We start from the raw sequence: 12,101 nt of genomic DNA, 5'->3' as shown, positions 1-12,101 counted from the left end.
TCGCACGGGGACGCTCGACACTGTCCGGCCCTGCCAAGGAAGGCCCGACAGACATGAGTGAATCCCATCCCCGCGCCGCGGATACCGCGGTGGCGGCTCCGCGCCCGGTCGTGCTCTGGCCTCGGGTCGCAGCGGTACTTGCCACGTTGGCCTGCGCGGGCGGTTTGGCCGTGACGCTGGCTGTCGCCATCGAGTTCAAGGACGTGCTTGAGAGCTCGGCCAGTTACTACCTGCCGGCACGGATCGCGTTGCGCGCGCCTTGGCTGTTCGCCGCACTGACCGTGGCCTCGCTGGCGGTGACCACACTGCTGATCAGGAAGCCCGCCCATCCCGCGGCCCGCGGTTACGGCAATCTGGCGCTGGGTCTGTCGCTGGTGGTTGTCGTGGTGGTCGGCATCCCGCTGTTTGCCGTCCTCGTCGCCCTGCTTCTGTTGATCAACGCCATGGGATGACGGAGGCCAGCCGCCGGCGGGTCGCGCTCAGCGCACCATGCGGGCAATGAAGGCCAGCATGTCGCGCGTGCTGTCGGACAGCAGCTTCAGGCGGTCCCGTCCGGGAGGCGCTTCGAGGTTCTTGCGCTCGAACGAGGACAGCAGCGCCAGGCAAAGCGACACCGAGGCCTCCTGCCGGCGCGGGCCGTTCCACCGTGGATTGCGCTGGAAGGCGTCGATCGCGCCTTCGATCATCGCCTGCGCCGCCGGGCCGGCCGGTGGCGACGGCGGGATCGCCAGCGTTTCGAGGATCTGTTCGCGGTTGCGGCCCAGCCGGACCAGCCGGCGCGCTTCCATCAAGTCGGCGGCGACGCCGCCGGGGTAGTCGCTGCTGCCGCGGCACAGGTGGCTGCTTTCGGCGGAAATCGCGGTGAGCTTGGACAGGTAGGCGTCGTTGCTGCGCGATGTCGTCCCATCGATGTCGGCGCCGAGTGGCCCGAGGGCCACCAGCGCAAGCAACGCGAGCAACAGGAGCAGGGTGGCGCGCAGGGTCATCCTTGCCGTGTCCGGTCCGGGGCGATCAATAGGCTAACGCGCGGGCGCGCCACTGCCCCCTGGCGGCCCCGTGCAGATGATGCCTGTTACCGGCCATTGTTGCCGCATCCGGATGCAGCAGGTTGACAGCCGCGCCTCCGGGCGGGGGCGTCCGGCGGCAGATTCATATCCGCGAGTAGCGCCACGACTGCATGCGCCCGTCCCGGTAGGGCATCACGCCATGAAACTGGCGGGGGTCGGTATCGAACACCAGCGGCAGGAATTGGCGATCGCCTTCCCACATCGGCAATTCGTGCAGCCGGGCCAACGGGACCCACTCGAGCGTGCCCTCGGGGTTGCTGGTGAACGCGGTGCCACTGAATCGGCTGACCACGAACACGAAGCCGAGCCAGTCCTCACCGTGCTTGCCAAAGCCCGGCCAGCTGATCGTGCCGCGCAGCGACAGTTCATCGCAGTCGATACCGGCTTCTTCGTGGATCTCGCGGCGCATGCCGGCAACTACGTCCTCGTCGGCCTCCAGCTTGCCGCCCAGACCGTTGTACTTGCCCAGGTGCGGGTCGCCCGGACGCGCATTGCGGTGCACCAGCAACACATCGCATCCGTCGGGGGAAAGCACGTAGCCGAGAGTCGCGACGATCGGGGTATATGGCATCGAGGCTGTGTCGGGGGGAGGGCGCGACAGTCTAGCCAAAGCCCGTGCACCCGCGGTGGCAGGTTGCCCCGGTTACCAGAACCGCGCCAACGCAGGCGGTCGATTGGCCTCGACGACGCGCAGCAGGTTGCGCTAGGGCGCGTCCCCGAAGTCGCGGATCACCGTGTACGAGACCAGCGCGCCGTACAGCAACCCGACCATTCCGAAGGCCAATGCCCCGAGGATCGGTCCGTGGCCCCCCGGGAATGCGGCCACCGCGATTCCCGTGAGGAAAGCGAACATCGCGTAGAAGATCGTGAACAACAGGCGCCATCCCCACTCGCGCCGCGGCCCGCGCGAGGTTCCCAGCATCGGTTGCCCGCGTAGCTTGCGCAGGCCCATCTGCGCCAACAGCAGGGGCGCGAACAGCAACGCCACCGCTTCGATGCCCTTGTAGGCCGCGATGACGCCGATCGCCATCAGTGCTGCGCCGATCAGCCAGGCCAGGTGGTCATCGGGGGCGAACGGAACCGCCAGCAATCCGCCGATCAGGGCGGCGATCAGGAACGAGGCGAGGGCATGGGCGATGGATCGCATGGGGCAGCATTTCTCGAAAGGTTGGGTGCGTGCGTGGCTACGCGCTACCGCGATCGGTGATCGCGGCCAGCGGCGAGTGTCTGATTCGGTATGAGCGTCAGTTGCCGGCGTGGGCGCCGCTGTCGGACGGGCGCCCGCGGGCAAGCCGGGCCGCCAGCAGTGCGGCGGGTATCGGCAACAACAGCCCGGCAGCGGCCAGCCACGAGGGGTGGGGCACGGCGAGGATCATTCCGACCACGCCCGACATCACCACCAGCGCGATCAGCACGGCGGCCGGGCGCGGGTGCCGGGCGATCTTCGCCGCGACGAATCCGCCGGCAAAGGCACCCAGCGTCCAGGCCAGCACCAGTATGGCCTTGGCCAGGGCGGGCATCGTCTCGATGAAATGCACGAAGGCCGCTTCGTGAGCGGGGTTGGTCGCGTCCAGCCCGGCAGGCGGCGGGTAGATCGCGTGACCGATGGTTTCGATGCCCATGATCACCAGGAACATCACCACCACGCCCGCCACCACGCCCAGGATCGTCCTGCCCATTTCGATTTCCAACATAGCCGGCTATGTCGGCGAGCATCGCCCGAGACCGGTTCGGCGGGCAAGCGCCGTGCGCGTTTCGCAACCGGGGTGGCGGAGGGCGGCTCAGCCGCCGAGCACGGATTCGTCGATCATGTCCCGTGGCACCGGCGCCTCTGCCGACACCGGGTCAGCCGGTACCTCCGTCCGCGTCGCGCTCCCGTCCACCGGCGCGTCGAAGCCCGCATTCGGGCTCGCGCCTCGGATCGGGGCCTGGTTGGGGTCGTCGGTCGATGCGAACAGCGACACCATGCAGCCACGATCATCGCAATGCACGACATGGCCGATGCGGTGGCCCAGCACCAGGTTCCAAGCCTGCGCACGGCTGCTGCCACGCCATTGCAGGGACACTGGCGCCAGGCCGTCCAGCAGCTCGCGGCCCTGGACGAAGCGTGTGTCAGTGGCCGCGGCGAGCTGTTGCGCGGCCAGCCGGCCCGGTTGATTGTCGAATGCAATGACGATCTCACCGCCGTCGCGAACCACCTGACCTTGGCCGTTCGATGGCCTGACGCTGACCTGGGTCGGTCCGCCATCGGGCACGGTGCCCGGTGGCGCGTGAGTCGTGGTGCCAGGCAAGTCCGCCTGCAGAGCACTCGCTGCATCGATGGGCGGTGGCGTTGGCATGCGCAGCGCGACGAGAAGCACCGCGCCGACGATCGACACCGCCACCGGACCCAGAACGCGCGAGGGGAAACGCCCGCGAAGGCGGGCAGCAGGAGTTTGGTTGGCCTTCGACGGCGTGACCGTCAACGGCGTGGCCATCGAAAGATGAGCTTGAGCGTCTTTCATGCGATTCCCGAAAAAAAGGTGGTGCGACCGCCCGAGGGGGAGAGCGGTCGCACCGGCGCTGGACGTGGTTGCTTCAACTCATGATCGAGTCGACTTACCAGGTCGCCAGCGCTGAGCGGATCTCGTCGCGATACAGCTCGTTGGCGGCGTTCGAGTAGGCCGTGGCGTAGTTGGTGGCCACCGGGCAATCGATCGCCGGGGTGTCACCGTTTTCCCAGCACGGCACCTTGACGTCGGAGATCAATCGCGCGAACGAATAGGTGCGGTACTGGAGTACGCCCGACACCTTGATCGGCAGTCGGATCAGGCCCGCGCCCGAGCGGATGATGACCCGCTGCCCGGCGTTGCCATTGGCGTCGGGCAGCGACGTGTTGTAGCTGCCACCCTTGCCCCAGGTCTGCACGTTGGCACCGAACGCGCTGGCCACCGCGGCCGACTTGCCCAGTGCGGTCGCTTCCTGGTTGATGATCGCCTGCAGCGCCGTGCTGACACCGGTGCCGGGGTTGGCCGATTCCAGGAATTCCGTGCGGGCCGAGTTCGTGTTGCTCAGCAACGTGGAATTCCACACGCCTTCGTACATGCGTGCCAGATCGGCCACGGTGGTGTCGTTGCGGCGGTTGGTCGGATCGACCTTGCCGGTGGTGAAGTTGTAGTACCCACAGCCGATGTTGTGGCGCAGGGTGGTGCCGGTCAGCCCGGTGGCGGTGGCGGTGGCGTTGAACGGAGCAAAGCCGCCATAGCGGATCACCGTGCCGCGCGTGGTCCGGTTGTCCGAGATGCTCATCATCTGGTCCAGGCCCTTCTCGAAGTTGTAGTCGACGCGGGCGTTGGCGGGCACTTCCTTGGACGGATCCGGGCAGGCGTTCTTGCGTTCGGTCAGCGTGCCGGTGCGATAGTCGTAATAGGTGAACGCGGTGAGGATGTTGTCGGTTCCGGCCGCGACGCGCCGCATCGAGTGCAGCAGGTGCAGGGTCTTCAGGGCGCTGGCCGTTTCGGCGCGACGACGCGAGTTGAGATCGACCTTGACGCTGCCACCGACCTGCTTGAGGTAGGCCTCGAAGATGCCGATGGAAGGATTGCCGCTGCTGTCCAGGAACGTCTGACCCATGTAGTTGCGCATGCGTCGCGTGGACGTGTTGGTGTTGTCGATGAAGGCGGCGTCGTAGCGGCGCGTGCCATCGGTGTAGATGTAGCTGTGGACGTCGACCGGGCGCACGCCCAGCTGGTTGGCGTAGTTGATCAGCGAAGAGCCCGAGGAGAATCCGTACTGGTACCACCAGGCAGTGGCGTCGGCTCCGGTGTTGCGGACCTGGATGAAGTTGTAGGTGCCGTCGCGATTGCGGTCCAGCTTGACCACGCGACCACTGAACGAGGACACGCGCGAGGACACGCTGGCCTTGCTCTGGTTGACCCACCACTGCCACGCCTTGGCGTCGGTGCCGGTGTTGGCCACGGCAACCATCGAGTAGTACTTGCTGGTGCCGACGTAGTAGGTGTCCAGATCGACCAGGCGATGACCGCTGCTGGCGAGGTTGGTGGCGATCTGCGTTGCGCTGACGCCGCTGAGGTAGCTCCAGTTGCGCGCCGTGACGCCAGTGTTGGCCACCATCACCGCGGCGTAGCGGATGGTGCCGCCGCCCGCGTCGTAGGGCTCGAGGTCGACCAGGCGCGCGCTGTTGCTGCTCAGCAGGCTGCCAACCTGGGCGAACGTCATGCCGTGGTACCACCACCATCCCGGCACGGCGTACGCGCCGCTGTTGCGCACCATGCGGACGGTGAAGCGCGGCGCGCCGCTGACGATGCCGTCCACGTGGATCTGGGTAAGGCGCGCGCTGTTGGTGGTGAGCAGGCTGCTTACCTGCGCGGAGGTGACGCCGTTGTAGACCCACCAGCCGGTGGGGGCGTTGACCGAGTGGTCGGTCGTGCGCGCGGTGGTGTCGAGCGCTGCCGAGGCGCCAAGCGCGAACGTCGACAGAGCGATGGCGAGTGCGCTGCGAACGAGCAGGCGCGGGAGAATGGTTTTCATCAATACGACCTCGATGTTTCGACTGAGGGGATGGATCAGAGGAGGCGTACTGCGGCCGTCCTCGACCGTGCCGATCCGGGCACGTGGTCATGAAACGCATGTGTTGGTCATTGCAGGACAGCGATCGATCGCTGTGCGTTTTTGGCCTGTTTTCGCTGCGATGACGTGGCAGCTCGGATGCAACCACCTGCGCGACAGGCGCGATGGGGCGCGACAGCGTTGCGGGAATTGGCTTTCGCTGATGCGCGCGTGATCGGTATGAGCGCGGGTTTGCGCTGTCGCGCGAGGTCGTCGGCAAACCGACCGGAGCGACCGGTTCCACCTGGTTGCGGGAAGCGACGCGGGCGCGGATCGACGTCCGGTTGCCCTGCTGCGTCGTGGCGACAACGATGGCTTGGCGATCAACGCAGCGTGTGCCAGCCGCGGGGGCGACGCGCGCACTCGGTGTGGCGTGGTGCTTGCGTAAAGTGGCTGCACAACTGCGTGTGCGGCCAGTGCGACGCGCGATCCCGAGGGGCGCACTGCCTCCATAATGTTCCGCCCTTTCATCGGAGACCGCGCATGAGCGGCCAGCAACGCGAACTCACGCTGCGGTTTCTCGCCCAGCCGACCGACGTCAACTACGGCGGCAAGGTGCACGGCGGCATGGTGATGAAATGGATCGACCAGGCGGGCTACGCCGCAGCCGTCGGCTGGAGTGGCAAGTACTGCGTGACCGTCGCCGTCGGCGGGATCCGTTTCGTGGCACCGATCCGCATCAGCGATCTGGTGACGGTGCATACCAAGCTGATCCACACCGGCACCAGCAGCATGCATTTCGCTGTCGAGGTGACCGCGCGCGATCCGGGGCTCGACGAGGCAGCGACTGCCGCCCGCCTGTGCACGCACTGCGTGATCGTGTTCGTGGCGGTCGACCCCGACCACGGCACGCCCGTTCCGGTGCCGGCGTGGACACCGGACAGCGATTCGGACCGGCGCCTGGCCGAGTACGCGCTCAAGGTCATGGCGCTGAGCAAGGACATCGAGCAGGTGATCCAGCGGCTCGACCCGGCGCCGGGCGAGAACGACACCAGCGGTTGATGCCAGCGGGTCGGCGGGGCGTCACCCGAAGGCCGGAAACGACAAAGCCGCCTTGCGGCGGCTTGGTGCGTGACCCGTGCGGCGCGATCGGCGCCCGGCGGACGATCAGATTCCGTTGACGCGGCGAGCCGACATGAACTTGCCGCTCCAGTAGCCGGTGTCCAGGCTGGACACCATCACGTCCTTGCCCGTGCGCGGGGCGTGCACGAAACGGCCTTCGCCGACATAGATGCCGACGTGGTCGACGCGGCCACGGCGGCCGAAGAACACCAGGTCACCGGCATTCAGCGCGGCGCGGTCGATCGACTGGCCCCGCTCGGCCATCTCGCGCGAGACGCGCGGCAGCTCGATGCCCAGGGCATTGCGGAACACGTAACCCACCAGCCCACTGCAGTCGAAGCCACTGTCGGGCGAGGTGCCGCCCCAGCGGTACGGCGTGCCCAGCAGGGCGAGGGCACGCTGCAGGACGCTCTTGACGCGGCCGTCCTGGACGACGCCGTTCGGCGCGAGCACCGCCATGGTGCCGGGCGCTACGAGGCGGTTGAGATCGGTGGCGAGCAGCAGCGCGCGATCGGAGAAGGTCATGGCCTCCGGCAGCACGGTGCGGGTAACGGGTGCGGCGTCAGCGCTATCGCCGGCGAGCGAGGAGCTCGGCGCCTGCTGGGCCAGCGCCGGGCATGCCAGGCAGGCAAGGGCGAGGGCTAGAAAAAGACGGAAAGGCGCCCGTGCAAGGCGGGCATCTGGGGCGGCTGCAGGGCGGCCGTGGCGTTGGGAAGCTGGCGTCACGCGGTCATCGCTAAAGTCGTCACAGGGCGATCATGCCCGTCGAACCCGAGCGATTGGTTCAAATTTCGTTAAAACATCGTTAACAATGCAGTGCGCTGCGTCACATTCTGGCCGATCGCTACTTCAGGACACGTTTGGCGCCACTGTAGTGGCCCATCCAGTAGCTGCCATCGAGATGGTCCAGGCGGACGGTTCCGCCGGTGCTCGGAGCGTGCACGAAGCGGCCTTCGCCGACGTAGATGCCGACATGACTGACGTTGCCGCGGCTACCGAAGAACACCAGGTCGCCGGCCGCCAGCCGTTGCGGTTCGATTCGCGGCCCCTGCAGCTGGGCGAGGTCGCGCGAGGTCCGTGGCAGGCGCAGGTCGAGCATGTCGCGGTAGACGTAGTTGACCAGGCCGCTGCAGTCGAATCCCCCGTCCGGCGTGTTGCCGCCGTAGCGATACGGCGTGCCGACCAGGCTGATCGCCCGCATCAATACCGCATTGGCGGCTTCCGGGTTGGCCGGCTTGACCTGCGGCCACTGGCGGACGGCGCGTTGCGCTGGGCGGGTGCCAGCGTTCGGGCGGGTGGCGTGGTGGCCACCGCAGCCGGCCAGCAGCGCGCAGCCCAGCAGCACGGCAATGGCGACGCCGCCGCGCGCTGGCGCGGGGGCGGGCTTGCCGGGATAATGCGCGGCCTTGTTCACGGTCGATAGCTTGGCGGCTGTCGGCGGCCACGACAAGCCGCAACAACGCCGGCCTCGCCGGACTGCACCCCACCCGCCGTCGCCGGCCCCGGCGATGGATGCCTATCCGCTGCCGCCCGCGCGCAGCCCTGCCGAGCCATTCGCAATGAAGATCGAGAAAGACCGCGTCGTCCTGTTCCACTACACCGTTTCCGAGCAGGGCCAGGAGCCGCTGGAAAGCTCCGAAGGCCGCGACCCGCTCGCGATCCTGGTCGGTCACGGCAACATCATTCCGGGCCTGGAGCAGGCCATGGAAGGGCGTGAGGCCGGCGACAAGTTCGAGGTCGACGTGGCCGCCGCCGACGCCTATGGCGTGCGCCAGGAAGGCCTGACCCAGCGCGTTCCGAAGAAGCATTTCCAGGGCACCAAGCTCGAGGCCGGCATGCAGGCCGTCCTGCAGACCAACTTCGGCCCGCGCGCCGTGACGATCCAGAAGGTCGGCATGAGCGTCGTCGACGTTGACCTGAACCATCCGATGGCGGGCAAGGATCTCCACTTCGCGATCGAGATCGCCGAAGTGCGCGAGGCCAGCGAGGAAGAAGTCGCGCACGGCCACGTGCACGGCGCCGGTGGTCACCAGCACTGATCCACGCGATCCGTCGCGGCCAACAAAAACGCCCCTCGCGGGGCGTTTTTGTTTTTCGGGTCCGAACGCCGCAACGCGGCTCGGCCCGTAGGTCCTGGCGGCGTCCACCCGTGGAGGGTGGACGCCGGTACATCAGTTGACGCTGACCGCGCTCCACGCCGCGGCGACGGCGTTGTACTCGGCCGAGCCGGTGCCATACAGGTCGCGCGCTGCATTCAGGGTTGCCAGGCGTGCGGCCGGGTAGGTGGTGGTGGAGGTGAAGTACACGTCCAGCGCCCGGTACCAGATCGCGCCGGCCTTGGCGCGACCGATGCCGGCCAGGGCGGTGTTGCCGTTGCACACCAGCGAGGCCGGGGTGAGGTTGAAGCTGGTGCCCGTGCCGAATCCGGCCGGCACCACCGCGCCCTCGGCGAGGAGGTAGAAGAAGCGGTTGGCAACGCCGGAGGTGTAGTGCGGATCGTGCGCCGGCTTGTTGCGGAAGCCGCCGCTGGGGTAGCAGACGAACGACGCGCCATCGAGGTTCTGCTTGAACATCACCCGCAGCGCCTTGGTGCCGCCGGGGTTGGAGCGATAGATCTTCTCGCCGATCAGGTAGTCGCCCGGGTCGTTGGGGTTGTTGGCGTAGAACTCGACCAGGGTGCCCATGATGTCGGAGTTGCCTTCGTTCAGGCCGCCGGCATCGCCGGAGTAGACCAGCCCGGAGGTCGCCTGGGCAACGCCGTGGCTCATCTCGTGGCCGGCCACGTCGAGCACGGTCAGCGGCAGGTAGGTGGTGGCGTCGCCATCGCCGTAATACATGTTGTTGCCGTACCACACCGCGTTGACCCAGTTGGTGCCGGTGTGGACGTAGCTCTTCACGCCCTTGCCGTCATTGAAGATGCCGTTGCGGCCAAAGGTGTTCTTGTAGAAGTCGTACGTGGCCGCGACACCGTAGTGCGCTTCGGCGCCGGCCGACGCGCGATCGGCCTGGGTGTTGTTGCCCCAGCTGTTGTCGGCGTCGGTGAACACGGTCGCGGTGCTGGCGGCGGTGGTGTAGCTCTTGTTGAACGAATCCAGGGTGGCGCCGTTGCCGCGGCTCGGGTCGATCATCTGAAAGCCGGTCGCGGTGGAGTCGGTGGTGATGCTGACGTTGCCCAGGCCGATGGTGTGGCCGGTGCCGACGCTGGATGCGCTGTGGACCATGTCCCACTGGTCCAGGATCCTGCCGCTGCGCGCGTCGACGAACACGTGCATCTCGGTTGGCGTCTGGTCGCGCTTGGTGCCCTTGAACACCACCTCATAGGCCAACACTGGCGCGACATCGCGCGCATACACCACCTGGCGGCTGGTCGGCACGCCGTGGAACGCGGTGCCGAAGGCGACACCGGCCTCCACGATGGCCTGGTTGGCGCTGATGGCGGCCACCAGCTGCGGACGGACGCGCGTCTTCAGTGCGACGCTGGCCGAGCGGAACTGGCCATTGCGCGAATGCACGACCACATCGCCGCCGATCACCGGCAGTCCGCGGTAGCTGCGTTCGAGGCGTACGTGCTCGCTGCCGTCGCGATCGACGGTAAAGTTGCGGGCGGTGAAGCGATCGTCGCTGGCGCGCTGGATGCTGACGGCGACGGCGGCGTTGCCATCGATCATGGCCCTTGCACGGCCGGGGGCGGGCGACAGGTCCGGGCGGGCGGCGAAAGTAGGGGCAGAAGCCACGAGTGTGGCGGCGACAGCAACGCTGAGAGTGCGGAACGGCAGGCGCATCGAGATGAATCCCCTTGAAGCGTGATGGATGTACCCCGCGTCGCGCGGGGTGGCTCACAATTCGACGGGGGCCCCGCGACAGCGTTTGCTGTCCTGGCCGGCGACCTGCAGATCGCTGGGCCTGTTGGGTTGCACAGGGACGCCGAAAAGACCTTGAGGCCAGTCCGGCGGCATCCTGTCGGCGCGGCGAGGGCGGTGGGGCTGGGCAATCTGTTTCGCGCAAGTCCCAAATGTCATGCTGCTGCGCAATATCGGCGTGATTTTGCGATGAGCGACTCATTATCTGGAGGTCGGGTGTCGGATTTTGTTGCGGCGCAAAACCAAACGTGGGATGTGGTGGTGGTTGGCGCAGGCGTCTCCGGACTTGCCAGTGCATTGGCGCTGGTCGAAACCGGACGCAGGGTCGCGGTGGTCGAGGCCAGTCGCATCGGAGCCGGCAGTTCGCACGGCAACTGCGGCACGATCACGCCCAGCCACGCCGGCCCGCTCGCCGCGCCGGGGACCATCGCGAAGGCATTGCGCTGGACGCTGACGCCCGATGCGCCGCTGTACATCCCGCCGCGATTCGATCCGCTGCTGTGGCGTTGGCTGCTGCGATTCGCAATGCGCTGCAACCTGCGCGACTGGGAGGCCAGCGCACGTGCCAAGTCGGCACTTCTCAACGATTCGCGCGCGCGGCTGCACGACTGGGTGCGCGACTACCGGCTGGCCTGCGAGTTCGTCGAAAGCGGCGAGGACTACGTGTTCCGCGACGCGCGCGCGTTCGAGCACGGCCAGCACGAGCTCGATCTGCTGCGTGAGCTGGGCGTGCCGGTGGAGCTCATCGACGGCCCGGCGTACGAGGCCGACGAGCCCGCGATCAAGCCCGGTGTCGCCGGTGCGATCCGTTTCGGCGGCGATGCCGCGTTGCGCCCGGATCGCTACGTCGACGAACTCGCTCGCGTGTTTCGCGAACGCGGCGGCACAGTCATCGAACAGTGCGCGTTGCACTCCCTGCGCGAGGTGGGCGACGGCATCGAGCTGACCACCACGCAAGGCCGGATGACGGCGCGTGAGGTCGTTGTGGCTACCGGCGCGTGGTCGCCGCGGCTGGCCGAGGCGATCGGCTGGCCGGCGTTGCGACGCGCGATGCAGCCCGGCAAGGGCTACTCGATCACCTACAGTCCGCCGACGCTTGCGCCGCGTCGTCCGCTGGTGCTGCGCGAACGCCAGGTCTGCGTGACGGCCTGGGACAGCGGCTACCGGCTCGGCAGCACGATGGAATTCTCCGGATTCGACGACTCGCTCAACGAACGCCGCCTGGGTGCGCTCGAACGCGGTGCGGCCGAATACCTGCACGAGCCGGTCGGGCCCGAGGTGCGCGAGCGCTGGTGCGGCTGGCGGCCGATGAGTTGCGACGACATCCCGATCATCGGGCCCGTGCCCGGTCGCCGGCACCTGTGGCTGGCTACCGGCCACGGGATGATGGGCGTGGGCATGAGCTGCGGCACCGGGCAACTGGTGGCCGATCTCATCAGCGGGCGCGCGCCGGCAATCGACCCGGCGCCGTACTCCCCGGCGCGACTGCGGTAGCCAGCGCGCA

13 protein-coding genes are annotated in these 12,101 nt (G+C 67.7%); 4 read left to right on the top strand and 9 right to left on the bottom strand.

Annotation, left to right across the window (positions count from 1 at the left end; translation table 11 throughout):
- The first annotated feature begins 53 nt into the window (after positions 1-53).
- The gene (locus EER27_RS13950; RefSeq protein ID WP_148041035.1) at positions 54-452 is read left to right on the top strand and encodes a hypothetical protein; all 399 of its coding nucleotides are present in this window, start codon (positions 54-56) and stop codon (positions 450-452) included.
- Between the two features lie 27 nt (positions 453-479).
- Here EER27_RS13950 and EER27_RS13945 read toward each other — a convergent pair whose 3' ends face one another.
- The 6 genes from EER27_RS13945 to EER27_RS13920 form a co-directional block, all read right to left on the bottom strand.
- Entirely contained in the window at positions 480-986 is a 507-nt protein-coding gene (locus tag EER27_RS13945) for a hypothetical protein (protein ID WP_123088739.1), read from the bottom strand.
- A 163-nt stretch (positions 987-1,149) separates the two neighbouring features.
- Positions 1,150-1,638 (bottom strand): NUDIX hydrolase, encoded by a 489-nt coding sequence (locus EER27_RS13940; protein ID WP_123088738.1) that lies wholly within the window; start codon positions 1,636-1,638, stop codon positions 1,150-1,152.
- 132 nt (positions 1,639-1,770) lie between these two features.
- Entirely contained in the window at positions 1,771-2,214 is a 444-nt protein-coding gene (locus tag EER27_RS13935) for a hypothetical protein (protein WP_123088737.1), read from the bottom strand.
- Between the two features lie 97 nt (positions 2,215-2,311).
- A complete protein-coding gene (locus EER27_RS13930; protein ID WP_148041034.1) occupies positions 2,312-2,746 on the bottom strand; it encodes a hypothetical protein in 435 nt (144 codons plus the stop codon).
- Positions 2,747-2,848: 102 nt separating this feature from the next.
- On the bottom strand, positions 2,849-3,571 hold the full coding sequence (locus tag EER27_RS13925; RefSeq protein ID WP_148041033.1) for a hypothetical protein: 723 nt from the start codon (positions 3,569-3,571) through the stop codon (positions 2,849-2,851).
- 94 nt (positions 3,572-3,665) lie between these two features.
- Positions 3,666-5,597 carry a serine hydrolase gene (locus EER27_RS13920; protein WP_123088734.1) on the bottom strand — a complete coding sequence of 644 codons (1,932 nt, stop codon included), beginning with the start codon at positions 5,595-5,597 and terminating at the stop codon, positions 3,666-3,668.
- A 561-nt stretch (positions 5,598-6,158) separates the two neighbouring features.
- Between EER27_RS13920 and EER27_RS13915 the strand changes: the two genes are divergently transcribed.
- Positions 6,159-6,677 (top strand): acyl-CoA thioesterase, encoded by a 519-nt coding sequence (locus EER27_RS13915; RefSeq protein WP_123088733.1) that lies wholly within the window; start codon positions 6,159-6,161, stop codon positions 6,675-6,677.
- A gap of 105 nt (positions 6,678-6,782) precedes the next feature.
- Here the strand turns inward: EER27_RS13915 and EER27_RS13910 are convergent, their stop codons facing one another.
- Positions 6,783-7,463, bottom strand: coding sequence for a C40 family peptidase (locus EER27_RS13910; RefSeq protein WP_425480847.1), 681 nt, complete (start codon positions 7,461-7,463; stop codon positions 6,783-6,785).
- Between the two features lie 118 nt (positions 7,464-7,581).
- Complete coding sequence (locus EER27_RS13905; RefSeq protein WP_190285811.1) at positions 7,582-8,187, bottom strand: C40 family peptidase; 606 nt, start codon at positions 8,185-8,187, stop codon at positions 7,582-7,584.
- Between the two features lie 109 nt (positions 8,188-8,296).
- Here EER27_RS13905 and EER27_RS13900 point away from each other — a divergent pair, with 109 nt between their 5' ends.
- Positions 8,297-8,776, top strand: a complete 480-nt coding sequence (locus tag EER27_RS13900) for an FKBP-type peptidyl-prolyl cis-trans isomerase (RefSeq protein ID WP_123088815.1) — start codon at positions 8,297-8,299, stop codon at positions 8,774-8,776.
- A 132-nt stretch (positions 8,777-8,908) separates the two neighbouring features.
- Here the strand turns inward: EER27_RS13900 and EER27_RS13895 are convergent, their stop codons facing one another.
- Positions 8,909-10,513: a M4 family metallopeptidase gene (locus EER27_RS13895; protein ID WP_425480849.1), complete on the bottom strand. Its 1,605-nt coding sequence runs from the start codon at positions 10,511-10,513 to the stop codon at positions 8,909-8,911.
- A 300-nt stretch (positions 10,514-10,813) separates the two neighbouring features.
- Here EER27_RS13895 and EER27_RS13890 point away from each other — a divergent pair, with 300 nt between their 5' ends.
- Positions 10,814-12,091 carry an NAD(P)/FAD-dependent oxidoreductase gene (locus tag EER27_RS13890; RefSeq protein ID WP_223807346.1) on the top strand — a complete coding sequence of 426 codons (1,278 nt, stop codon included), beginning with the start codon at positions 10,814-10,816 and terminating at the stop codon, positions 12,089-12,091.
- The last annotated feature ends 10 nt before the right edge of the window (positions 12,092-12,101 follow it).

This window comes from Montanilutibacter psychrotolerans, assembly GCF_003719825.1.
Taxonomy (GTDB): Bacteria; Pseudomonadota; Gammaproteobacteria; order Xanthomonadales; family Xanthomonadaceae; genus Montanilutibacter; species Montanilutibacter psychrotolerans.
The sequence above is the reverse complement of the archived record's forward strand: the minus strand, read 5'-3'. Positions and strand labels throughout refer to the sequence as shown.

Excerpts from the sequence above, each read along its gene's own strand:
- EER27_RS13950 (WP_148041035.1), top strand. The coding sequence starts at position 54 with ATGAGTGAATCCCATCCCCGCGCCGCGGATACCGCGGTGGCGGCTCCG.
- EER27_RS13945 (WP_123088739.1), bottom strand. The coding sequence starts at position 986 with ATGACCCTGCGCGCCACCCTGCTCCTGTTGCTCGCGTTGCTTGCGCTG.
- EER27_RS13940 (WP_123088738.1), bottom strand. The coding sequence starts at position 1,638 with ATGCCATATACCCCGATCGTCGCGACTCTCGGCTACGTGCTTTCCCCC.
- EER27_RS13935 (WP_123088737.1), bottom strand. The coding sequence starts at position 2,214 with ATGCGATCCATCGCCCATGCCCTCGCCTCGTTCCTGATCGCCGCCCTG.
- EER27_RS13930 (WP_148041034.1), bottom strand. The coding sequence starts at position 2,746 with ATGGGCAGGACGATCCTGGGCGTGGTGGCGGGCGTGGTGGTGATGTTC.
- EER27_RS13925 (WP_148041033.1), bottom strand. The coding sequence starts at position 3,571 with ATGAAAGACGCTCAAGCTCATCTTTCGATGGCCACGCCGTTGACGGTC.
- EER27_RS13920 (WP_123088734.1), bottom strand. The coding sequence starts at position 5,597 with ATGAAAACCATTCTCCCGCGCCTGCTCGTTCGCAGCGCACTCGCCATC.
- EER27_RS13915 (WP_123088733.1), top strand. The coding sequence starts at position 6,159 with ATGAGCGGCCAGCAACGCGAACTCACGCTGCGGTTTCTCGCCCAGCCG.
- EER27_RS13900 (WP_123088815.1), top strand. The coding sequence starts at position 8,297 with ATGAAGATCGAGAAAGACCGCGTCGTCCTGTTCCACTACACCGTTTCC.